This window comes from Sulfobacillus thermosulfidooxidans, from assembly GCF_001280565.1.
Classification (GTDB): Bacteria; Bacillota; Sulfobacillia; order Sulfobacillales; family Sulfobacillaceae; genus Sulfobacillus; species Sulfobacillus thermosulfidooxidans_A.
Map to the genome: position 1 here is coordinate 214,601 of NZ_LGRO01000002.1, position 22,653 is coordinate 237,253.

21 protein-coding genes are annotated in these 22,653 nt (G+C 48.4%); 7 read left to right on the plus strand and 14 right to left on the minus strand.

The features are described 5' to 3' along the window. Nucleotides 1–44: 44 nt before the first annotated feature. A complete protein-coding gene (gene asnB, locus AOA63_RS16580; protein ID WP_053960901.1) occupies nt 45–1,889 on the plus strand; it encodes an asparagine synthase (glutamine-hydrolyzing) in 1,845 nt (614 codons plus the stop codon). A 28-nt stretch (nt 1,890–1,917) separates the two neighbouring features. Here asnB and dapA read toward each other — a convergent pair whose 3' ends face one another. Both dapA and AOA63_RS20425 read right to left on the minus strand, forming a co-directional pair. Next, the gene (gene dapA / locus AOA63_RS16585; RefSeq protein ID WP_053960902.1) at nt 1,918–2,823 is read right to left on the minus strand and encodes a 4-hydroxy-tetrahydrodipicolinate synthase; all 906 of its coding nucleotides are present in this window, start codon (nt 2,821–2,823) and stop codon (nt 1,918–1,920) included. 62 nt (nt 2,824–2,885) lie between these two features. Further along, on the minus strand, nt 2,886–3,014 hold the full coding sequence (locus AOA63_RS20425; protein WP_278277081.1) for a hypothetical protein: 129 nt from the start codon (nt 3,012–3,014) through the stop codon (nt 2,886–2,888). Nucleotides 3,015–3,216: 202 nt separating this feature from the next. Here AOA63_RS20425 and AOA63_RS16590 point away from each other — a divergent pair, with 202 nt between their 5' ends. Next, entirely contained in the window at nt 3,217–4,395 is a 1,179-nt protein-coding gene (locus tag AOA63_RS16590) for an LL-diaminopimelate aminotransferase (RefSeq protein ID WP_082344100.1), read from the plus strand. On the opposite strand, the gene AOA63_RS16595 is transcribed toward AOA63_RS16590, so the two are convergent. Further along, nucleotides 4,380–5,120, minus strand: coding sequence for a hypothetical protein (locus AOA63_RS16595; protein ID WP_053960904.1), 741 nt, complete (start codon nt 5,118–5,120; stop codon nt 4,380–4,382). The genes AOA63_RS16590 and AOA63_RS16595 overlap by 16 nt on opposite strands. Before the next feature lie 84 nt (nt 5,121–5,204). After that, nucleotides 5,205–5,639 (minus strand): DUF4149 domain-containing protein, encoded by a 435-nt coding sequence (locus AOA63_RS16600; RefSeq protein ID WP_053960905.1) that lies wholly within the window; start codon nt 5,637–5,639, stop codon nt 5,205–5,207. Nucleotides 5,640–5,970: 331 nt separating this feature from the next. On the opposite strand from AOA63_RS16600, the gene AOA63_RS16605 reads away from it, so the two are divergent. Beyond that, on the plus strand, nt 5,971–6,783 hold the full coding sequence (locus tag AOA63_RS16605) for a lipoate--protein ligase family protein (RefSeq protein WP_053960906.1): 813 nt from the start codon (nt 5,971–5,973) through the stop codon (nt 6,781–6,783). A 45-nt stretch (nt 6,784–6,828) separates the two neighbouring features. After that, a complete protein-coding gene (locus AOA63_RS16610) occupies nt 6,829–7,260 on the plus strand; it encodes a peptidylprolyl isomerase (RefSeq protein ID WP_053960907.1) in 432 nt (143 codons plus the stop codon). A 125-nt stretch (nt 7,261–7,385) separates the two neighbouring features. Here AOA63_RS16610 and AOA63_RS16615 read toward each other — a convergent pair whose 3' ends face one another. After that, nucleotides 7,386–9,392 carry an alpha/beta hydrolase family protein gene (locus tag AOA63_RS16615; protein WP_053960908.1) on the minus strand — a complete coding sequence of 669 codons (2,007 nt, stop codon included), beginning with the start codon at nt 9,390–9,392 and terminating at the stop codon, nt 7,386–7,388. Between the two features lie 210 nt (nt 9,393–9,602). On the opposite strand from AOA63_RS16615, the gene AOA63_RS16620 reads away from it, so the two are divergent. Continuing rightward, a complete protein-coding gene (locus tag AOA63_RS16620; protein ID WP_053960909.1) occupies nt 9,603–11,060 on the plus strand; it encodes an MFS transporter in 1,458 nt (485 codons plus the stop codon). A 111-nt stretch (nt 11,061–11,171) separates the two neighbouring features. Here the strand turns inward: AOA63_RS16620 and AOA63_RS16625 are convergent, their stop codons facing one another. The 8 genes from AOA63_RS16625 to AOA63_RS16665 form a co-directional block, all read right to left on the minus strand. Further along, nucleotides 11,172–11,426 (minus strand): hypothetical protein, encoded by a 255-nt coding sequence (locus AOA63_RS16625; protein ID WP_020376380.1) that lies wholly within the window; start codon nt 11,424–11,426, stop codon nt 11,172–11,174. A 280-nt stretch (nt 11,427–11,706) separates the two neighbouring features. Beyond that, nucleotides 11,707–12,501 carry an SDR family oxidoreductase gene (locus AOA63_RS16630; protein WP_053960910.1) on the minus strand — a complete coding sequence of 265 codons (795 nt, stop codon included), beginning with the start codon at nt 12,499–12,501 and terminating at the stop codon, nt 11,707–11,709. A 58-nt stretch (nt 12,502–12,559) separates the two neighbouring features. Then, nucleotides 12,560–13,729 carry a hypothetical protein gene (locus AOA63_RS16635; protein WP_053960911.1) on the minus strand — a complete coding sequence of 390 codons (1,170 nt, stop codon included), beginning with the start codon at nt 13,727–13,729 and terminating at the stop codon, nt 12,560–12,562. 38 nt (nt 13,730–13,767) lie between these two features. Beyond that, nucleotides 13,768–14,265: an NUDIX hydrolase gene (locus tag AOA63_RS16640; protein ID WP_053960912.1), complete on the minus strand. Its 498-nt coding sequence runs from the start codon at nt 14,263–14,265 to the stop codon at nt 13,768–13,770. Nucleotides 14,266–14,274: 9 nt separating this feature from the next. Further along, nucleotides 14,275–15,849: an acyl-CoA mutase large subunit family protein gene (locus AOA63_RS16645; protein ID WP_431607706.1), complete on the minus strand. Its 1,575-nt coding sequence runs from the start codon at nt 15,847–15,849 to the stop codon at nt 14,275–14,277. Nucleotides 15,850–16,134: 285 nt separating this feature from the next. Next, nucleotides 16,135–17,214 carry a Glu/Leu/Phe/Val family dehydrogenase gene (locus AOA63_RS16650; RefSeq protein WP_053960914.1) on the minus strand — a complete coding sequence of 360 codons (1,080 nt, stop codon included), beginning with the start codon at nt 17,212–17,214 and terminating at the stop codon, nt 16,135–16,137. A 202-nt stretch (nt 17,215–17,416) separates the two neighbouring features. Next, nucleotides 17,417–18,289, minus strand: coding sequence for a coenzyme F420-0:L-glutamate ligase (locus AOA63_RS16655; RefSeq protein WP_242848399.1), 873 nt, complete (start codon nt 18,287–18,289; stop codon nt 17,417–17,419). A gap of 369 nt (nt 18,290–18,658) precedes the next feature. Next, nucleotides 18,659–19,588 (minus strand): class I fructose-bisphosphate aldolase, encoded by a 930-nt coding sequence (locus tag AOA63_RS16665; protein WP_242848400.1) that lies wholly within the window; start codon nt 19,586–19,588, stop codon nt 18,659–18,661. 288 nt (nt 19,589–19,876) lie between these two features. On the opposite strand from AOA63_RS16665, the gene AOA63_RS20430 reads away from it, so the two are divergent. Then, a complete protein-coding gene (locus tag AOA63_RS20430) occupies nt 19,877–20,137 on the plus strand; it encodes a hypothetical protein (protein WP_278277087.1) in 261 nt (86 codons plus the stop codon). Further along, nucleotides 20,127–21,602 (plus strand): M61 family metallopeptidase, encoded by a 1,476-nt coding sequence (locus AOA63_RS20435; RefSeq protein ID WP_053960917.1) that lies wholly within the window; start codon nt 20,127–20,129, stop codon nt 21,600–21,602. Before AOA63_RS20430 ends, AOA63_RS20435 begins: the two co-directional genes overlap by 11 nt. A 22-nt stretch (nt 21,603–21,624) precedes the next feature. Here the strand turns inward: AOA63_RS20435 and AOA63_RS16675 are convergent, their stop codons facing one another. Beyond that, entirely contained in the window at nt 21,625–22,572 is a 948-nt protein-coding gene (locus AOA63_RS16675) for an NAD(P)/FAD-dependent oxidoreductase (RefSeq protein ID WP_082344103.1), read from the minus strand. Nucleotides 22,573–22,653 lie beyond the last annotated feature (81 nt).

A 22,653-nucleotide genomic window follows, 5' to 3' on the forward strand; every position in this document is an offset into this window, starting at 1 on the left:
AGATTTCTCATCCAATGGAAATCTGAAGATGAGGAGGTTAACGTATGTGCGGGATTGCAGGATGGATTGACTGGCAGCAAGATATCCGAGCTCACCAGTCTTCTTTAGATGCCATGGTTCAGCCGCTAACATGCCGGGGACCAGACGGCAGCGGCACCTGGGTGACGGAACATGCCGCGATGGGACACCGGCGCCTTGTCGTCATTGATCCCGAAGGCGGTATGCAACCAATGTCCCGCCGAGAAGGTCGCCGGGTTTATACAATCGTTTACAATGGCGAATTATATAATTACCGCGAACTCAGACAGGAACTCATCAGCTTGGGATATTCCTTCGCCAGTCAATCCGATACCGAGGTGCTCTTAACAGCCTATATTGCATGGGGACACGAATCATTAAGCCGTCTCAACGGTATTTTTGCCTTTGCAATATGGGATGCAGCGGAACAAACTCTCTTTGTGGCGCGAGATCGTCTGGGTGTTAAACCCTTGTTTTATGCCCCACTGCGCCAGGGCATCCTTTTTGGATCCGAAATTAAAGCTATTTTGGCTCATCCTGAAATGCCGCATCGGGTCAGTCGCGAAGGACTCGCTGAAGTTTTTGCGCTAGGTCCTGCCAGAACCCCGGGCCATGGAGTTTTTGAAGGCGTCTATGAACTGCGGCCAGGAGAATATCTTCAGTATAAACGGGGCCGTATTTCTACTCACCGCTATTGGCAACTCGTGTCCCATGAACATCCTGACGATGTGTTTACCACACGACAAACCATTCGCGATTTGTTAGAAGATACGGTTAAGCGGCAGTTAATTGCTGACGTGCCGGTTGTCACCTTGTTATCCGGTGGATTAGATTCCAGTGCCGTCACCGCCTTAGCGGTAAAAGCCTTTAACGATGAAAACCGTGGTCCGCTAAAAACTTTTTCTATCGACTTTGTCGATATGGAAAAACATTTTAAACCGACAGCATTCCAAACCAATCTTGATGCACCATGGGTCAATCGCGTATCAGAATATCTCGGCACCATCCATTCCCGAATTGTATTGGATACGCCTGAGCTTGTAGACAATCTCGTTGCCTCGTTGCACGCCCGAGATCTTCCCGGTATGGCAGACGTTGACACATCGTTGTTAGTGTTTGCCCGCGCCATCAAACAGCAAGCGACCGTCGGGCTTTCGGGCGAAGCTGCAGATGAAATATTCGGGGGTTACCCATGGTTTCACCATCGGGATGCCATCGAGGCACACACCTTTCCTTGGGCCCGCCGCTTGCAAGACCGGGTAAGTATTTTATCCAACGAATTCGTCCGTTATATTCGGCCGTTCGAATACGTCCAGCAGCGCTATCAAGAAGCGTTGGACGAAGTGCCTCGGTTGGCGGGTGAATCGCGTAGCGCCGCTCGCATACGCGAAATCAGCTATTTGACGCTGACGCGCTTTTTGCCTACGCTTTTGGACCGCAAAGACCGGATGACCATGGCCGTCGGGCTGGAAGTACGCGTCCCTTTTTGTGACCACCGACTTGTCGAATACGTATGGAATATTCCGTGGTCCATGAAAACACAAGGCGAACACCGCAAGGTTATATTACGGCAGGCCATGGAAGGGATTCTACCCGATGATGTTTTGTGGCGTCAAAAAAGCCCTTATCCTTCCACGCCAAACCCCTCCTATTTCGCAAGGATGAGGGAACAACTGACAGAAATTTTAGGTGACCGAGGTTCTGCCCTCCATCAAATCGTTGACGTCAACCGTGTCAAGGAATTGATGAACCAAGGACCTATGGCCGAGCAAATTCCGTGGTTTGGCCAATTAATGGGCAACGCTCAATTATTCGCATTCTTAATTCAAGCCCATTATTGGTTTGCTGATTACCACATCGAGCTTGGATAAAGGCCGGACACTTCCGGCCTTTATCCCATTAACTAGCCCGGGGCCACATCCGCTCTGGGACCAACTGGTCAATCAACTGCCGCAGCATTTCAAAAGCTTGCTCATGGCGTGGGGTCACAAGTGGTAACCGCACATCGCCCGCATGAAATCCAAGATAGTTCATCGCCCATTTCACGCTAATCGGGTTCGTATAACGAAACAGTTCATGGAATATTGGCATGAGTGTCGTATTGATTTGGCGAGCCTGCTCTAAATTTCCTTGTAATAGGCTCTCGGTCATCGTCACCAGCTCATCGCCTACCAAGTGTGATGCCACACTGACCACGCCATAGGCACCTAAGGTCAACGCCGTAAAATACATGGCATCGTCGCCCGAATAGACCCGGATTTGCGGCGAAACCAGATTAATGAGTTCTTGCATTTGCGGCAAAGAGCCTGCAGCCTCTTTAATCGCCACAACATTATCACATTCTTGGGTAATAGTTCGCACCGTAGCGGGAAGAAGATTCACGCCAGTTCGCCCAGGAATATTGTAGAGCATAACAGGAACGGGTAATCCCGTAGCAATCTCAACAAAATGGCGAATCAGGCCTTCTTGCGGGGGTTTATTGTAATAGGGACAAACGAGCAAAACACCGTCGGCGCCATTTTCTGCAGCTTCCCATGACAGTTCACGGCTGTGTACCGTATTATTCGTCCCGGTTCCCATCCACAACGGAACATCATCGCCCACATGCTCGCGCACTGCCCGCAACAAATTCATCCGTTCCCGGTCCGTCAAGGCCGGGGATTCGCCGGTGGTGCCAGAAAGAATAAGACCGCCACTACCATGTTCCACAAGCCATGTAGCTAATCGCCCTGCTTCATCGTAATCCAATTGACCAGCATCGTTAAAAGGGGTGATCATCGCAGTAAAAATACGGGGTAATTGCATAAAAAAACCTCCTTAAAAGTTGTGGATGTCCCAAAATCTTGACACGCCGGATCGCGCGAAAATTACGCACGAGCCGGCCAGGTCTTAACACCGGGCTTCTTCCACGACTTCACAGAGGCTAAGAGAGTTACAGGAGCAAAAGCATAAACGGAGACCTTTATCAAGCCATCGTGTAAAAACGAATGGACCATGATCTGTCTCCTTTCCCTGCGTGTTCTTCGCGGTTTTTAGTATCTTGCCGTTACTATATCATGCAGTGCCGCTGACGTCAAATAAAAATTCATCGGGTTCGTATATATTTCGTTGCACTTTATGGAGACTTGTGTCATAACTGAGGTGTTTTGAGAATCCCACCTGACCATCACCATGGATTTTTAGGAGGTTACCTGTATTATGCAACGGGCATCCAGAATGAACAAAATTCCCCCGTATTTATTCTTAGAACTCGATAAATTAATAGCCAGACAACGCGAGTTGGGACGGGATGTCATTTCTCTCGGTATTGGAGATCCCGACCAACCCACAGCATCTGTTGCTGTCGAAGCGTTGAAACGAGCGGTTGATAATCCCGAAACTCATCGCTATCCCAATTACCTGGGAAGCCTTGATTTCCGGATGTCCATGGCTCATTGGTATCGTAACCGCTTTGGGGTGGAACTTGACCCCAGCTCAGAGGTTCTCGGACTGATCGGATCCAAAGAAGGAATTGCGCATTTGATATGGGCTATGGCTGAGCCGGGCGATATCGTCCTTGTCCCCGACCCGGCATATCCAGTCTACTATACCCAAACGATTTTGGCTGGTGCCGAGCCTTATGCTCTTCCCCTCACCGCCGAACGTCAGTTTTTGCCAGATTTATCTGCCATTCCCGAAAACGTTTGGGCTCGAGCCAAAATGCTGTGGCTGAATTACCCTAATAACCCCACCGGTGCCATTGCCACCCGCGAGTTTTATGAAGAAGCCGTACAATTGTGTTTGAAACATGATGTTCTTTTGTGCAGCGACGGCGCTTATCTCGATATCGGCTTTGATGGATATCAAGCTCCCTCCATTTTAGAGATTCCCGGAGCCAAGGACATTGCGATTGAATTTTATTCCTTATCCAAGCCCTTTAACATGACTGGTTGGCGCATTGCCGCGGCGGTGGGCAATCCCCTGGCTATTGAGGCCTTGGGAACGCTCAAGAGTAACCTCGACTCCGGTCCTTTTACCGCCATCCAGGATGCTGCTATTGCAACTCTTGATTCGAATCCTATTCCTTTTATCCAATCCATGAACGCTTTATATCAAGAGCGCCGGGATTTGGCCGTCAAAGCCCTAAATAATATGGGAATTCCCATTACACCCCCCAGGTCCACATTCTATTTATGGTTTCCCGCTCCCTTTGGCATGAGTTCACAAGAGGCGACCAATTATTTCGTTCAGTATGCGGATGTAGTACTCACCCCGGGAGAAGCTTATGGCGAACACGGGCGCGGCTGGATGCGCATTTCCTTGACGATCGAGACGGCTCGGCTTCAAGAAGGGCTAGATCGCATGGCACGTGCGTTACGCGATCATCCTCCTGTATAAAATCCTTGAACAATGCTTTTTAAATAGCGAACAACAGGACGTGTTTGGCTCTCCAAGACATGTAAACCCGATGGACCTATGGGGATGCCTAACACGTCTTCCAGTTCTGTTGGCCCGTGCTGGGACAGAGCGTGCAAGTATCGCCGCACATTGTTCAAAATCTCATCACATCTGTCTTCCAGAGACATAGATACAGCAATGGCAATACGACCCATTTCGTCCTGAGTGAACCCTTTCACTTGACAGCGCGATGGGGGAATCTCAATCCCCACCTCCTCCAAAGCTTCGCGCCGAGCTGAGGAGACGGGAAGAAAATGCCCGTCGACAATATCGTCAAAATTCGGCGACCCGCCAATAGCTTGAATCCAACCAGGTCTTGATGTTTCCGGACTCATTACCCCGGAAATTAACCAGTTGTCACTGGTTACCAAACATGCTGCCGCAAACATCACTCGCACCTGATAAGGGTGCTGGGCAGGTAATTGCCGACTAAACAGGTAGTGAGCGTAGTCCGTGAGGACGCCTTCGATTAAAACGCTCGCCCCTTGTTCATGCACTTGACGAACACTCAATACAGGGCCACGGAAAAATGGTGTCCCGTGGCGTACTAAGCCGTCCCAATATTGGTTCACTTGTTGCTGAAGTGTCTTAGGAAGGCGCCACGGCTCCTTATCAACAATAATCTCTAAATCACTAGTGGCAACCCACCGAGTCGCTTTGGCCATGGATTTCTCATCACCATACAATCCTTATCTTGACGTCATTTAAAAGAACTACAGAACCTGTTTTTGTTCTTTCCCTGGACAGATTTAGTCGCGAATGATCCACGTTTCAAGAATAAAGCCGACAATCAGTAAAATGCCGATCACCGTATTAATCATCACGGATTCGCCATGAAGATGGGCAAACCGGCTCGATGCACTGTTTAAATGATTCATAATTCCTAAAAGCCGGTTAGCGTATACCACTAATACCCACGCTAACAACGCTTCAACAAATAGTAGCCAGTTCTTACGGCTTGAGGCATACCACGCCGCTAACAGCGAACCAATGAGCGCCAAACCTCCTCCCCACAAACCGATGCCGTAATATGCGGGAAAGATGCGAACCAATAAACGTCCGGCATCGACCATGGGCAATTCTAAAAAAATGGCCGGGGCCACCACTAACGAGAAAAAAATAATAGTCCCTAACCATATCCCGCTTCCGATTCTCCATAAAAACCGCCCTACCATGACGGTCATGTCCTCACCCCGTCCTTACTGTGGGTTTACTCTCTATCCCTAGAATATTATGTCAGACCCAAAGAAGACCGACATGTTTTTTCTAAAGGCAAGTAAAGAATCTTTTACAAGTAAAAAATCTTTGAGAGGGTAAGGATGTCACGACAGCAATCTTTTTGGATCGGCATCTCTGCCTTTCTATGGTTGCTTGTCTGGTCGGTTTTTCGTACCATTACGGAAGAGGAATTTCAGGGTTATATTGGACTTGCCCAACATTATTCCAGATTGATGTGTTCATGGGCACCAACCATGATCATATCCTGTGAACGGTCGGTGAGAAAGGACGCACCCAGTGAAGATATTGCCAGATGCTCGCTTCATTACCATTACAGCTGCCAACAATCCTGAAACCTTTTACTTATCACCCGTGTTAGCGGAAGTGCTCGGTCGTTGGTCGGCGAAAACAGAGTCATGGGGCATTTTAATTCGTGAACACAATCCCTATCTCTTGTTAGGTCCCAAAGATAAGCGACTACCATTTCTGGACGACGCCCTGAACTGGGCGCAAAGTCAAGGCTATCCCGTTTATATGCGTGTCGGAGGTGGTTCCGCCGTCCTTTTGGATCGTACGTGCTTGAGTTTCGCCGTATCCCGCCCTTGCCGGGATTTGACCGTATGGGAACAAAATTTTCGGGATATGACCATTCCCATTATCGATGGATTGCGTATGCTGGGTATTCTCACCCAATTTGGACGGGCCGAAGGCTCCTATTGCGAAGGCCCCTATGATCTGGTTACTCGTGACGGCCGAAAAATTGCCGGCATTGCGCAAGCCATTCGGGGAGGATCCGCACTCGTCTCTGGCATGATCTTAGTGCAGCAAGACCCTGTGGCTACAACCCAGTTCATTCAAGAATTTTATTACCGGGCAGGAAGCCAACAGATATTGAAACCCGAAGTCGTCACGGCTCTGAATCATCATCCGGGATTATCAGAAATCACGACTCAGGATGTGCATGACGCCTTAATTGCCGGTTTTGAACAACATTATCATCTTATTCCCGAGCCCTTTTCTTCCGAGGAATGGGAAGAAGCTCGGGAGTTAAATGCGCTACGTTGCCTGCGCGGCGATCCTATTCCCGAACCCTCAGGACGACCGGGATAACTCGTCTCCAACGAACCATTCATTTCAACATATAGGAGGAACTTCATGATGCACGCAACAATTGAAACAGATAAAGGTACGATGGTCTTGGAACTCTATCCCAATGAGGCACCTGGTACGGTCGCAAACTTTGCGAAACTCGCCCGTTCAGGATTTTATGATGGTCTCACCTTTCATCGGGTCATTCCTAATTTTGTCATCCAAGGCGGCGATCCCAATGGAGATGGTACCGGAGGACCGGGATATACCATTAAATGTGAAACAGAAGGAAATCCTCACAAACACTTACGGGGATCATTATCGATGGCCCACCGCGGCCGGGACACCGGTGGTAGCCAATTCTTTATTTGTCACAGTCCCCAACCCCATCTCGATGGCGTCCACACCGTATTTGGCCGCGTCATCGAAGGCTTTGATGTATTAGACAGTATTCGCCAGGGTGACCACATGACCCGAGTGACTATTCAAGAAGATTAATAAACTAAAGCCGGCCAAAACTCAAAAAGGGCTAGGGATTAATCCCAGCCCTCTTCCCTGTTTTTAGGCCCTAAGTAGCCAACATTAGGGCAGGGATGAATTGGAACCGTATTTTTTACAAAAAATTACTGCTGCAGATAGGCCGCAAACCAGATAGCAATTTGTTGAAGGCGAAATACCCGGTGCCACGGCTCTCCATTTCGTGTCATGCCATGCGATTCGTTTGGGTAAAGAATCATTTTGACGTCGCGCCCCAAGTACTTTAACGCATGATATAATTGTTCCCCTTGCTCTAAGGGCAAACGATAATCGTTCATTTGGTGTTCAATCAAAAGTGGTGTATGAATCGATGATGCATACCGTAAGGGCGATTGTTGCCAATAGGGCTCTGGATCTTCCCACCATGGTTTCGTGCCATATTGCGCAACTCGTAACCACCCTAAATCACTCGTCCCCATGGCACTAAAACGGTTTACGACCGATCGCATACTCACGGCACAACGAAAGCGGTCGGTATGCGCAATAGCCCAGTTAACCATGAAACCCCCGTAGCTTCCCCCGATAATTCCGATATTTTGGTGGTCACAACGCTCTTGGCCTGGGCCTTGTAATGCATCATCGAGAATGGCCATCACGTCGGCATAATCTTTATCACCCCAGTGGCCAATGATCGCCCGGCAAAAATCATGTCCATATCCCAAAGATCCCCGAGGATTGCCATAAATGACTGCATATCCAAGCGAGCGTAAAAATTGCATTTCAAACATGAATCGGTAACCATACATAGCCATAGGCCCTCCATGGACTTGAAGGATCATGGGAACATTTTTCTTAGGTAATGACGGGAACAAAATCCAGGCATCGACTTTTGTGCCGTCCCTGCTTGTAGCTTGATACGCGACCGGCATGGCTAGCTCATCGTCCGTCCAAGGGAGCGGCACGTTATGCGGTTCTGAAACAAAGGTGCCATCTTCGTCCATGATCAGGAGAGTTGAGGGACATAAGGGATTCGATGCAAGGACAACGAGTCCCGAAGGATGGGATGCATAACTATAAACCGTCCAGGCATTCTGCGTAATAGCCTTAGGAGATTTTTGGCCTGTTAAGGAAAACTTCCAGAGATTCACCCGTCCCTGGTCACTTAAAGACATAAATACCCACTCACCATCCCGACTCACGACAGGTTTATCTAACGGCAGTCCCGCAACATCGGTTAACGTGTGATCCCCGACGGGTCGGTCTAATTCGTCCGATAAACATTTCGCTTGATCGGTTTCAAGATCATATAACCAAAGCTTTTCATTACCGTATCCTAAATCCTGCGGATCACTTGCGGTAAACACCAGGGTTTTCCCATTGGGATGGACAATCACCCGACTTATGGCCAACCCTAAATGGGTCAATTGCTGACTCATTAGCCCAGTATAAGAAAAAATTTCACGAATTTGGGGATTGGCATCGGCACTCATTTTTGGCCGCTGTAGATAAAATAACGTCGCGCCATCGTGAGAAAACACGGGATTAAAGACATCTTCAAGCCCAGGTGTCATGACCTGGACGGTGTTTGTTGATATATCCACACTGACGGCGGTATCAATAAAGTCCCCTAAAAATCCCGAACCGTCGAATTTATAATATTGTTTGGTAATAATTTTGACATCACGCGTAAAGCGATAGGCCAATCCGTCATCCGATTGTAAGCCAGGACTTGAGTGATCCCCTGATTTTTCATTTTCAATCAGACCCCGAAACAAATGGGCTATCACCACGACTTTTTGCCCATGAGGATGCCAAGTAAAATCCTTAATGCCTCCTTTAATCTGCGTAAGCTGGCGTGCTTCTCCTCCCTTTAGAGGCATAATCCATACTTGATTGCTGCCCGACCGGCGCGATAAAAAAGCCAAATAATGTCCATCAGGAGAGATTTGAGGTAGGGTATCGGTGGGTCCATGGGTAAAAGGTCGAGCGGAAGTCCACGAGGATCCGTTGTGCTCTATTTGCATTATCCGATGTTCTACCGAATTGGTTTGTTTATTTATCTGAGATTCAACAAAAAAGATCCGGCCATCTGGGGCGGTAACGGCTTGTCCCCAAGTTTTTAAAGCCATGAGGTCTTCCGGTTTTATAGTCATCGTGCTTCTCCCCATTTCGCAGTGATTACACGCCTCTTCACAGTGTGTCGTGAACGGTTAGGGCGATTATAGCAAGGGAAACGTCGGCAGCGTTACCATAAAACATCTTATACTGATTCTTGCATTATACAAGAAATTTTAGTATTTTGATTGCATACTGCACAAAGCGAGCGTGTATCCTTTATATTAATTGTAGCAAGGAGGCTTGACATGGCTACCGCATCAGACAAGCAATCCGGCCGCGTCACTCCATTAAGTGGCCGGTCACTGTGGCTGAGTTTTGCCGCCGCTACAACCGGTACGTTTATGGTCAACGTGGATTCCAGCGTGGTTAATGTGGCATTACCTGTGATGCAACATCAATTCAGCTTGTCCATTAACATTTTACAATGGATTGTCACCGCCTATCTATTGGTGATTACGGGTGTTCTACCCGTCATGGGCCAATTGGCAGACCGTTTGGGACGGCGCGATGTGTTCATAGCGGGCATAGCGATTTTTATTACGGGCTCACTGTTTTGCGCCTTATCGCCAAGCTTCGGATGGCTTGTGTCCGCACGGATTTTCCAAGGCGTGGGTGGCGCGATGATTATGGCCAATGTTATGGCGATTGTCGCACTCATCTTCTCTCCCCAAGAACGAGGAAAAGCTTTGGGAATGATTGGTTCTGTGGTTGCAGCTGGCACATTAGCCGGTCCCCCCTTAGGGGGTGTATTGACCGCGGCCTTTGGCTGGCAAAGCATTTTTTGGATCAATATTCCTTTTGGATTATGGGGCTTATGGGGATCATACCGGTATTTACCCCGTTTTCCAAAAGATGAGATCTTGCGCCAACAAAAATTTGATTGGATGGGAGCATTGATGTTTTTAGTTTCTACATCACTTCTCCAATTCGGATTAGCCAATCTTCACCGGTGGTACGGATATGTTTTAGTCGTTGCCACCGCGGCATCTCTTTACCTCTTTGTCCGAATTGAGTCGCACGTACCTCATCCCTTGATTCCCCTGCGCTTATTCCATGTCCGCCCGTTCTCACTGAATATGTTGGCTGGCATTTTTTATTGGGTGCTCATGATGTTTCCCGCTTTTCTCATTCCCTTTTACTTGCGGGATGAATTGCATTTACCGGTCGGCTTAATTGGGGTCTCGCTCTTTCCCCAGGCTCTGGCCATGATCCTTTTATCTCCCTTAGGTGGAACCTTAACAGACAAGAGGGGTGTCTTAGTACCTGCACGGGCAGGCCTTTTGATGTTTGCGTTGGTCAACTTAGGGATGGCATTATTACCCCAACATGCGCCATTATGGTGGATTTGGATTCTTCTTGCAGGCCAAGGAGTTGCCGCGGGACTATTCTCTTCCCCCAACAGTACGGCGATTCTTAATTCGGTGCAAAAACGCGATACCGGGTTGGCATCAAGCCTTATGGCCACGCAAAGGAATTTAGGACGAGCCATCGGGGTCGGTTTAGCGACAGAAATCTTAGCGCTGGTTTGGGTATTTTCAGGCATTGGCGCATCGCCGTCCCACAACAATCCTCATTACCCTGCCTGGTTTTTATTAGGATTCCATGGCGTTTTTTGGGCAGCCATCGGCTTTACCGCCTTAGCATTTTTCACAACGGTATCCCCGCATCCGCATTCCTCAGGGCTCCCCCAAGACGCAAAGTAAAAGCCAGCGACACGGCCAAAGTAGCCCTTCCTTATCGGAAGGGCTACTATAAGGGCATTGACATTCAGATAGATTTTTGACACATCTGTCCATCAGCTATTGAACATCCGATTATCGGGTGGATTCGGCTTTTTTCCTCAGGCGACGTTTGGCTAACGCTCTATTGCGCCGGGATTCCGTTAAAAAACGGATGCCAGGTGGGTACAATCGAACTAAGACCGCTTGCGGTACCATCACCTGAAGATTCCCACATAATGTGCATTGCCAACCATGGACCACTGTGATGCAAGCCCTTTCTCCTTCAATAGTCAACGGGCCCGTCATCACCACATCCTCAGAACCACATGTCGGACATCGATCATCCACATTAGACCCTCCCGTCTACCTCATGCTTTATTATGTATTAGATTGTTCACATCCCATTTCTCCGCCACAGGCTGCTTTTCCTGCTTTGTTCCCGCGTCTATCCACAGTTTTTACACAACCTTATCCCCAATATATCCACAGTTTTCGACACAACGATTCCTTTATGACATGTTTTTGTCGGGCTTAAAATCTGATAGTTCCTAAAAAGGAAAAGTTTGTCGAATACAAGAGTGCCATACGTCAATAATAGTCGATGACGAGATGCATCAACTTAACACATCTAGAAAGCACCACGATGAATGCCGCCATCGACATCAATACTGGTTCCCGTAATAAAAGCGGCACGGCGAGACATAAGAAAGAGAATAACTCCGGCAATGTCGGCGGCTGAGGGGAGGCGTCCTAAGGGGGCACGGGCTCGCATAGCCTTGAGAACATTCTCCACACTATCTCCCGACCTTTGTGCCGTAGCCTGCGCCATTGTGTCCAGTAAATCGGTTTCCGTAGCTCCTGGATTGACATTGATGATACGTACCCCATAGGCACTGACGTCATCGGCTAAGACTTTCATGACCCCGTTTAATGCACCGTTGATGGCACTGGCAATGGGCAAATTACGGTTGGGATCTTTGCCGGCAATTCCGACTAAATTGACCACGACCCCTTTTCGTTGCTGCATCATCACAGGCAACACGGCGCGGGTCATCGCCAAATAACCAAAGAATTTCACCTGAAAATCGTCCACCCATAAAGACCATGGCGCATCTAACGCACTAGTAATGGATGCCCCACCAGCACCATTGAGCAATAAAGTGGGTTGGCCGATAGTGTTCAGGGCATACTGCACTACAGCTTGGGCACACGCAGGCTGATTGCCCATGTCACACGCATAAAAAAATGCCTGAGCCGGAAAACGACGGTTCAACTCGTCGACACGCGCTTTTAACGCATCATGCTGGCGAGCAACTAGAAGCACGCGAGCTCCTTGGGCCACTAATTCCTCGGCAACAGACCAACCAATGCCACGACTGCCGCCCGTAACGATTGCGCGGTCTGATTCAAATTCCTGTCCCATTGTGCTCGCCTCCTGGTTCATCGTAAATTTTGCTCATTAACCAGTATGCAGCACGTGTCTATTTCATGAATTGCGTCCATGCCGCCGAGGAAGTGATATAAAAAGCTAATCCATATCCTTGACCCACGACAATCAGATTTTTCGAAGGCGATGCCGTAATGGGAAAAAACGGTGCTTGAGCATTGAGTAAGTTGGGATGAAAAATACTATGCGGAAGAATTGTGGCGTCTCCCGTGTCGAGATTGAGCCTGGCAATGGCCACTTGATTTAATCCACTATCCCATAATGTCAGTAAAAGATGATGCGGGCTAATCCAATCCGCGCCACTTGCTCCCGCAATGAAAGGCACTTGTTGTCTTCCAACTAACCAAGCCATCGCCAATTTATCGACGCGCAGGTGACAAGATGTAATGTCTACCACACTATCAGCGGTACCGGGCAAAGCACTGGGCGACGCGACCAGCGCTATAATAGGATTCTCAGACTGTAAAGAGGCAGAATTTTGCGGGCTCACGAGCATCATCACACGGCCAGGCAGATTATAAGCCTGTTGAAATCTCCCCTGTCGCCATAATACTATCTGATTCGGATGGCTGGTGGCGATCCAGACTCCCCCATTTTGGGCCGCAGCCATCGCGACGACGCGCTGACCCGCCTTAAGCGGTAAAAGGGATTCGCTGACAAGTTTTTGTGAAGATATTTTGATAATAGCCCATCCGCCTTGCGTGCCGGGTGCCACGGCATAAATCGCCTGAGTCGAAGAAGCCGTAATCCACCGAGGTGCACGCGTCATCGATGCACTCCATGTAAACCGGTGTTGTCCCATCGTAATAACATTTTGCCCGTGTGATTCTCCACCCACAATTATTTGCGAGGAAGGAGACAGCGCCGTGGCAGACACATGAAAATAGGGAAGGATAGGCGGATAATTCGCACCCGGCTGCCATAATAAAAAGGACGCAGAATGAGGAACATTCGTCCATGATATTACAGCCGCCAACTGGTTTTGGTTATTAAGCTGTAGAGCACTCACAGCACCTTCTAATTCAGGGCTGACCGCTGAAAACGAAAAGCCGGTTATAGCAGGATACTGTTTTGGCATCGCCATAACCAACCCAGAAGATGACGAAGAGGAAGAGCCTGTAAAGGTCCCACACCCCGTGATGCCCAAAAGAAGAATTCCCCAAAAAGTGGCTTTCCACCATTTTGCCGACACACTTATCACCATAGGTTATTGTGCGTCTTCATGACAAGAATCGCAAGGTTCTACGAAAATTCCCGAATTCTGGCAGTTTCCGCTTGAAAAATGAGGGGCCGTTGCGCCGGCAACAGTCCGTCAGGCAAGTGATGCACTGAAAACCACGCACTCTCCAGAATTTCTCCATCGCCCGATGGATGGGATCCGTTGGCCTCGTCAACCATGGCCCAAAAGCCAATTTCCAAATGATGCCGGCCCACGACTTCCGAATAAAAATAATGCAATTGATCGATTTCTATTCCTAATTCCTCAAATACTTCACGTGAGGCGGCTTGTTGGGGACTCTCACCGGCTTTGACCCATCCCGTAACAAGTCCCCAGGGATATCGGGGGCGATAGCTATGACGGAGCAAAAGAATTTGGTTGCCATGATATAAGACAACCACCACAGCAACCACAAATTTTGCTTGCGTCAGAACCATTAAAAATTGAGTCAAACGTTTGGGAAAGACACGGGAAATGAGATAAAACATGAACTGGCGAAACACACGGCGAAATTTGGTCATAAAGTCCCGCTAAAATACGGGGCGCTCGCGCCACGTGCCAAATACCGTTTTCATCACCGCCACGATTTCTCCTTCGGTCGCCCCTTGTCGGACAGCTTCAATAATATGTGGCATGATTTCGCCATCAGGGGTCAGACAGGCCTGTTGTAACGCTTGTAAGGCCTCTCTGACGGCAGAATCCTGCCGATTTTTCCGCCAAGCTGCTAGGGATTCGACCTGATCTTGCTCAACTGTTGGATCGATTCGAAGCAGCGGAATCGATTCCTCACTTGGCGGTTCCACAAAGGCATTGACCCCGACCAGGATTTGCTCATGGTTTTCTAATTCTTTTTGATATCGATAAGCAGCATCAGCAATCTCCCGTTGAAGATATCCGTTTTCGATACACTCCAGTACGCCGCCTTGTTCCTCAATGCGGGCAAAATATTCTTCAGCTTGCTGTTCCATTTGAGTCGTCAACGCTTCAACAAAATACGAACCCGCTAACGGATCAACGGTATTAGCTACTCCCGTCTCATACGCTAAAATCTGTTGCGTACGCAGTGCAATTTTCACAGCTTTTTCGGTGGGCAAGGAAAGCACTTCATCCATCGAGTTGGTGTGCAATGATTGGGTTCCACCCAGCACAGCAGCCAACGCTTCATAGGCTGTTCGCACAATATTGTTTTCGGGTTGTTGAGCCGTGAGCGAACATCCGGCTGTTTGGGTATGAAAGCGCATCATCCACGATTTTGGATTTTTGGCTCCATAAATTTCTTTCATGTGCCGAGCCCATATTCGCCGGGCGGCTCGAAATTTCGCAATTTCTTCAAAAAAGTCAATGTGGGCGTTGAAAAAGAATGATAATCGCGGCGCAAAAGCATCCACATCGAGTCCTGCCTTTATTCCCGCTTCGACATAAGCAAAACCATCGGCTAAGGTAAAAGCTAATTCCTGGGCTGCTGTGGAACCAGCCTCCCGGATATGGTATCCACTAATGCTAATCGAGTTCCATTGCGGAACATAGCGAGTGGCATACGCCATCATATCGACAATTAAACGCATTGACGGCTTAGGCGGGAAAATCCATTCTTTCTGTGCAATGTATTCTTTGAGGATGTCGGCTTGTAGGGTCCCCCGTAACTGCGTCCAATCGACGCCTTGCCGCTCCGCGGCAACCAGATACATAGCCCAAATGATGGGAGCTGGACCATTAATCGTCATCGAGGTCGAGACCTTATTCAAGGGAATGTCTTGAAAGAGGCGTTCCATATCTCCCACATGATCAATGGCAACACCCTCGCGGCCAACTTCCCCCAAGGAATGGGGATCATCGGAGTCATAACCCATGAGGGTTGGCATATCAAACGCGACCGAGAGTCCGGTTTGGCCTTGTTCCAGTAAATAACGAAAACGAGCATTGGTTTCCTTGGCCGTTCCAAAACCCGCAAATTGTCGCATCGTCCAATACCGTCCGCGATACATCGTCGTATGAATGCCGCGGGTAAAAGGATATTGGCCTGGAGATCCAATGAGATGTTGGGGCGGTAGATCATCTGGAGTATACGTTTCTTTAATGGGAATTCCGGACAAGGTCCGAAACATGCGGTGCCCTTGGTAGGGATCTCCGCTAGGACCCGGCCTCAAGGCTTGAGAGTGATGAAAGGCTTCTATTGCCATGCCTAAACTCCTTTCGGATGTGCCAAGTCAATCGCCAAGCATGGTCCTCATACTGTTCTTAATAGATCTATGTGCTTAATTACTGAGCATACTATAACACCATATCATGAGCTTTTTTCCATGATACACTGCGCCTCTTAAGCATTCAAGATATTAGCATTTTTCGCACTCGCGCCAACAATACTATCAATTCGCGGGGGATTGGGCTGCCTATTTTGAAAAATGTTCAGCGTAAATGCGGTGAATGCTATGGAGCATATTAATCCGTTCCTCCACCATCTCCATGGCCACGGACACGGTGGAGCGCTGATCCTCGTCAGCACGTTGAAAGACAGATAGCAATAATTCATAAATGTTTTCCACCTGGTGACGCACCCGGTCTTCACGGTATCCGGTCAACTCATTAGCTACTTGAATAAGGCCTCCGGCATTCGCGATGAAATCAGGAGCATATAAAATCCCACGCTGGCGCAATACCTCTCCCATCGACACATCTTCTAGCTGGTTATTGGCCGAACCCGCGATGATTTGACAGTCCAATTTATTAATCGTTTCATGATTCACGACATTTCCTAGGGCACAAGGTGCCAGAATATCACAATGGGTCTCTAAAATGGTCCAAGGGTCAGCCGGTTCAATATGTAATTCACTAGCCGCTTTGCCCACCACGTGCGGATTAATATCGGCAGCAACAACATCGGCGCCTTCATCATGCGCATGCCGCGCTAATTGATATCCCACTTTCCCTAACCCTTGAATCGCAATACGTCGGCCTTTCAAAGACGGTGTGCCAAATCGGTAGGTCAGCGCGGCCTGAATGGCAGCAATTACCCCCACCGCCGTCATATCTCCTGTATCGCCAGAACCTCCATAGGCTTCAGGCAGTCCCACAATATAAGAGGTCTCTTTAGCACAATGTAGAAGATCTTGTTCATTTGTGCCAACATCTTCCCCCACTAAATAGCGGCCGCCTAAGGTGTTTAAAAATCGTCCAAATGCACGAAATAACGCCTCGGATTTGTCATTGGCCGGATCACCGATAATGACAGCTTTGCCTCCACCAAAATCCAATCCCGCGGCTGCCGCTTTATAGGTCATCCCTTCCGATAATCTTAAGGCATCTTCAATCGCTTGCTCTTCAGATGCATAGGGCAGCATACGGCAACCGCCTAATGCTGGCCCCAACGTCGTATTGTGGATGGCAATAATGGCTTTGAGTCCTGTTGCCTGGTCAAAATTAAAAATTAATTGTTCATGCCCATGCTTGGCCATTTCCTTGAAAATCTCCATGGAATTCCTCCTATCCCTCATATCGTCATTCTAACCCTAGCTCCCCTTGCTATTATGCTGCCTAAGCTAGGAGCAGTTTGATACGATATTACGCAAAACATTGGACAAGAAGTTGTTGACTATACCAAAATGTCATACCGTCACCTTGCTAGTTAGACTTTAACGACAATGGGAATCGTTTGCAATGCGTGCCTCTTATCTTTTAGGATTTTGACCGAGTCGATGCGATTTCATCACCCGCCCAAATGACGCCATCAGTTCCCTCACCGGGCATCGTCGCCACAAATCCTCCTTGCACGTGAAAACTGCCACCCGTGGACGGCCAATTTTTCAGGCGCTTTTCTTGCGTCGTGGGTCGTAAAACGGCCAATGGAGTTCTTTGAGCTCCCTGACCCATGGGATTATCTCGAAGGAGTTCGCGCACCAGATTCATATCTACATGGGCCGAGGCCGCCAGGACTTCTGCCCCAATATCATTCACATCAACAATCGCCACTTGGGTGTGTAGCACTTTGGCCAATTTATCTGCCAGATTTTGTGCGTGCCGAGGAGCCAAGACAATATACTGGTTATAAGGGGGAATAGTGGTTGGTCCCGGGCCGTCTATCGATGCCACTTGGCGTCCAGCTACGCGATAGAAATCACCTGAACGTCCCAGTACGCGATCGCACGCTCCCACACCGGCTGCAACAAGAATGCGGGCCAAACCCACTTCACGAATAGCCATCTCCATGGTTTCTGGCCGCCGTAATCCTAAGCCATAACCTAATTGCCGCACATGACGCGATAAAAACTTGGCGGTCCATCTCGGTTTGACATGGCTGAGCAATACGGCCCGTCCCTCAGCAATCGCCACAACTTTTTCACCAATCACAACAATATCTTTAGGCGTCACCTTGCCTTGAAAATAGGGGACCAACGTTTTCATCAAATCTTCGCCAGGTTTTACTAAGTGACTGCGTACGACATATCTTAAATAGCGTTGATTGCCGATTTCTTTGACCGGTTTTTCAAGCCATGTCCCATTTCCCTCATCCGCAATGTCTGGTGTAAAAATAGGATGATCAGCCATCATGTTTTCCCTCCATCATCTCTTGTCATCCCCTAAGGTATGACGCCATCAAGAATCCAGACACTCGAGATTTCGGGTTAACTTTTACCATGGACACAAAATTTTGCCCTATATCCCATTTCTATCCAAGGTTTGACAAGCAAAAAAGTATCCTGCGGCCAAAGCATCTTCATCGACAATCCCAGGGCTTTCACGCGCAAAAACCGGTGATGAGTATGACAAAACCAAAAACGATGAAGGAAGAAAAAAAGAAAGATAAGGAAGAAAGGAAGAAAGAAAGGATAACAAGTTAAAATCCTGAGCGCTCTAAACATAATGAGATTGTTCAGTAAAAAGAAGCTGGTCTAAAGCGACCAGCTTCTTCCCAACCGCTTATCCTGGATAATTCGCCAATAATTGATGAATTTGTTCACTCAATGTCATGGCATCGTGGTAAGACTGCTGCCACACATTCCGGCCAAAAATTAAGCCGGTGGCTCCACATTCCATGCATAAGCGCGCTTTTTCTAGTGCGCTTTCTTGAGAACCTTTTTCGCCCCCTGCAAAAATGACGAGCGATTTACCAGCCGAACGAATGATCTGTTGAACGGCAGATTCCAATGTCCATTCTCGCTGGTAGGCTTTGGGTGCATGCGCTAAACGGGCGGGATCAATTTTAGGCACATTCAATTTGATTACATCGGCACCTAATTCTTGGGCCACGCGAGCGGCATAATCGATAGCGTAAATGGAATCTCTCCCACCTTTTTGTTCAATAGCCGCTCCCCGAGGATAACTCCATACAACAACAGGCAGGCCGTAACGATCAGCATCTTCACGAACACGGCGAAATTGTTCAAAATCCTCATCTTGGCGGGGAGAGCCGACATACAAGGTGTACCCAACGGCATCGGCACCAAGTCGGACGGCATCTTCAACCGACGCATTTAAGGGAGAAATCGGTTCATCATCAGAGGGAATTTCGGTCTTTCCATTCAGTTTTAAGATCAGGGGCACTTGACCGGCATAATCCGCATAATATTTTTCCGCCAATCCAATCTGACAGGCAATGGCAGAAAAATGACCATCTAACGCAATGCGAAATTGGAACGCAGGATCTTGACTTTCGGGGGCATCCAAAAAATCACGGGGTCCGTGCTCTAACCCTTGATCGATGGGCAAAATCATCAATGTACCATTAGCTGGCCCCGCTCCATATAGCAGACGGTATAACCGTGCCTTCTTACCCGTACTCAAATTCAATTGATCGAGATGTGCACGAATTTCTTGCGTTGCCATAATCGCTCCTTCATCCCTTTCCATTCGGCGAGATACATGCCTATTCTTCCCTAATCATACCAAAGCTGGTTGCTAAAGAGAATGTCACCGAAGGGAAGTTGCAGCCAACTCACGGCGCTTGTTGGGAAATTAACATTTTTCCGGTAAGATAAAAACGGTCGTAGTGCCATAGGCGTATGATACAAGCCTCATCACAAAAACCGTCTACACAATCAACACAAACATCATGAGAACACCAACAGATGCATCACGTCAATACACGCACAAGGAGGTTTTCATACGGATCAGCCACTTTCACATCTTCGCTATCAGATTTCCATGCCTGAACCACAAACCCACCGGTTTCACGTGCGAATTGAATGGACAGGAACAATACCTCAAAACATGACATGGGCTTTACCAGTTTGGACACCCGGGTCTTATCTCATCCGGGAATTTTCTCGTCATATTGACCGCATTCACGCCTCCTCGGAGTCTGCCGAACTAGCCGTGCGTAAACTCGATAAGGCCACTTGGATCCACTTGGATCTTGGAGGATCTAGACAATATTTCCACACTGATTTTGGAATATGACGTATTTGCATATGAACTTTCTGTGCGCACCAGCTATTTAGATAGCCAACGAGGATATTTCAACGGGGCGAATGTCTTCTTGTACCCCGACACAGACATTGCCTATAACATAGAATTAGAGGTTATTCCCTATTCCCATTGGGATGTCGCCACGGCACTCACCCGTTTGAATAAGCCGGGATATCATTATGCTGTGCCCGATTATGACACTTTAGTAGACAGCCCGGTAGAATGTGGGGTGTTTCAACGGCGCTCTTTTGTTGTCGACAATGTAGAGCATGAACTGATTTTCACGGGATTTGATGATATTGACCTCAGTGATTTGCTCCGAGATCTTCCCCCCATTATTCAGTCGGCCAAAGACATTTTTGGCACACCACTACCCTATAATCGCTATGTTTTTCTCGTTTACGGGAGTATAGAGAGCGGCGGAGGATTGGAACACAAAAATTCTGCCAGTATCATTTTCGATCGCTTCATGCTCCATGACCCGAGCAAGTATCCACGCGTCTTAGCCTTATTTGCCCATGAATATTTTCATTTGTGGAATGTTAAGCGTCTTCACCCAACAAACCTCGGGCCTTTTGATTATCAGCACGAAGTTTACACGCCCTTATTGTGGGTGCTAGAAGGATGGACTGACTATTACGCCTGGATTTTATTAGTTCGGTCCGGAGTCGTTGACGTCTTTACCGTTTTGGATCACTTTGCTGAGGCACTTCGCCTCCTCGATCTGGTACCAGGTCGCCATGTTCAAAGCCTGGTTGAGGCCTCTCAAGATACCTGGATAAAATTTTACCGGCCTGAGGGTAACACCCCCAATATCACCATCAGCTACTATCATAAAGGCGCTCTGGTGGCGTTGGCCTTGGATCTGGCCTTGCGCAAAGCCACAGGTGGCCGAGATAGTTTAGATACCGTACTCCGTTTCTTATGGATGAGTTATGGCGACCAAGGCTATCCCGAAACGGCCGTTGATGATGCTCTGGTTCGAGTGGGGGGACCTTTAATGCGCCAACGATTACAGCAGTGGGTCTATGGCACCGACGACATTCCCGCCGAACTTTTCAATGTGGTCGGTCTTAAACTGCTCAAAGAATTTAAAGATGCCCATCAAAAAGTGCCCTACACGGGCATTATCACTGAAAAATCCGGCACCGACACCGTAATCATTAAGCATGTACTCAAAGACAGCCCGGCGGAAAAGGCGGGATTAGCACCGGGTGATGAATGGATTGCATTAAATGGATATCGCGTACGTCATGACAATCTTCCAGGACGCCTCGCCCAATATGCAGCAAACACGAGCATCCAAGTGACCGTATTTCGCCAACACCAACTACAAACCTATTCCTTAACGCTCGGCTCACCCCGTCCGGATGCCTGGCGTTTCATCACGGACCCCAACGCTCCCGAAGAGGCTCGCCAGCAATTCAGCCAGTGGCTGGGAGCCCCTTATCCCTAAACATCACGGCCTAGGGATTCGACTAATGCGTTGAAAGGTAGCGACGCGCCGATTCCACGGCGGTCGCTGCCTCGCCAAATCCAGCGGATATTAACTTGACTTTCCCGGGATAGCTGACAATATCGCCTGCCGCAAACACCCCGGCAAGATTTGTATGCATGGCCGAATTCACGGTAATCTCATTCCCGCTGAGTTCCAATCCCCAATCTCGGAAAATGCCGGTGCCAGGAATTAATCCAATGGCGACAATAATCCGGTCTACCTCTAAATGCGTAATAGTTTGGGACTGATTATGCCGAATTTGAGCGCTTTCGATCCGGCCCTGTCCTTGCACAGACAATAATTCATGATGGGTTAACAACGTCACATTAGGAAGTTGAGAGAGTTTGCTCAAGCTATCGACATGACATTGAAATTGGTCACGACGGTGAATCATCCACACTTTCTCAGCGAGAGGCGCGACGGCCATAGCCCAATCCGCAGCCGAATCTCCGCCTCCCACAATTAGGACGTTGTGATTGCGAAAATCTTCTAAATGTCGGACCGTGTAATACAACCCCTGCCCTTCGAATCGGTCAATCGCTGGATTGTTAAAACGCCTGGGCAGAAATTCACCAATCCCCGCGGTGATAATCACTGATTTTGCTGCGAAAGTGTCGTGATTTGTCTCAATCTCCCACAGTGTTCCTTGGCGTCTCAATCCCAGTGCTGTGGTTTGGGTATAAACTTGATGGGGATATTGATTGGCTTGTTCCAATAGACGGCTAATCAAGTCATGCCCACTGATTTGAGGAAAGCCGCCCACATCGTAAATGGGCTTTTCGGGGTATAAATGCTCTAATTGGCCGCCTAATTGCGGGAGGCGTTCAATCATGATGGTGTTCAAATGATGCAGTCCCGTAAGATATAAGCCGTACAGTCCGACTGGCCCACCGCCAATAATCAGCACATCGGCTCTATTTGTCTCCATAAGTGTTTTCCTCACCATGTTGGCTTTTTTAGGAACTCCGCACGGGAATTCGCCCTCAGTGTAACGAATTGATTTTCGCCT

Excerpts from the sequence above, each read along its gene's own strand:
- AOA63_RS16665 (WP_242848400.1), bottom strand. The coding sequence starts at position 19,588 with ATGGAAAGGGATGAAGGAGCGATTATGGCAACGCAAGAAATTCGTGCA.
- AOA63_RS16635 (WP_053960911.1), bottom strand. The coding sequence starts at position 13,729 with ATGGTGATAAGTGTGTCGGCAAAATGGTGGAAAGCCACTTTTTGGGGA.
- AOA63_RS16590 (WP_082344100.1), top strand. The coding sequence starts at position 3,217 with ATGCAACGGGCATCCAGAATGAACAAAATTCCCCCGTATTTATTCTTA.
- dapA (WP_053960902.1), bottom strand. The coding sequence starts at position 2,823 with ATGCAATTACCCCGTATTTTTACTGCGATGATCACCCCTTTTAACGAT.
- AOA63_RS16630 (WP_053960910.1), bottom strand. The coding sequence starts at position 12,501 with ATGGGACAGGAATTTGAATCAGACCGCGCAATCGTTACGGGCGGCAGT.
- AOA63_RS16610 (WP_053960907.1), top strand. The coding sequence starts at position 6,829 with ATGATGCACGCAACAATTGAAACAGATAAAGGTACGATGGTCTTGGAA.
- AOA63_RS16620 (WP_053960909.1), top strand. The coding sequence starts at position 9,603 with ATGGCTACCGCATCAGACAAGCAATCCGGCCGCGTCACTCCATTAAGT.
- AOA63_RS20425 (WP_278277081.1), bottom strand. The coding sequence starts at position 3,014 with ATGGTCCATTCGTTTTTACACGATGGCTTGATAAAGGTCTCCGTTTAT.
- AOA63_RS16655 (WP_242848399.1), bottom strand. The coding sequence starts at position 18,289 with ATGATGGCTGATCATCCTATTTTTACACCAGACATTGCGGATGAGGGA.
- AOA63_RS16675 (WP_082344103.1), bottom strand. The coding sequence starts at position 22,572 with ATGGAGACAAATAGAGCCGATGTGCTGATTATTGGCGGTGGGCCAGTC.
- AOA63_RS16600 (WP_053960905.1), bottom strand. The coding sequence starts at position 5,639 with ATGACCGTCATGGTAGGGCGGTTTTTATGGAGAATCGGAAGCGGGATA.
- AOA63_RS16640 (WP_053960912.1), bottom strand. The coding sequence starts at position 14,265 with ATGACCAAATTTCGCCGTGTGTTTCGCCAGTTCATGTTTTATCTCATT.
- AOA63_RS16595 (WP_053960904.1), bottom strand. The coding sequence starts at position 5,120 with ATGGCCAAAGCGACTCGGTGGGTTGCCACTAGTGATTTAGAGATTATT.
- AOA63_RS16650 (WP_053960914.1), bottom strand. The coding sequence starts at position 17,214 with ATGGAGATTTTCAAGGAAATGGCCAAGCATGGGCATGAACAATTAATT.
- asnB (WP_053960901.1), top strand. The coding sequence starts at position 45 with ATGTGCGGGATTGCAGGATGGATTGACTGGCAGCAAGATATCCGAGCT.
- AOA63_RS16615 (WP_053960908.1), bottom strand. The coding sequence starts at position 9,392 with ATGACTATAAAACCGGAAGACCTCATGGCTTTAAAAACTTGGGGACAA.
- AOA63_RS16645 (WP_431607706.1), bottom strand. The coding sequence starts at position 15,849 with ATGTTTCGGACCTTGTCCGGAATTCCCATTAAAGAAACGTATACTCCA.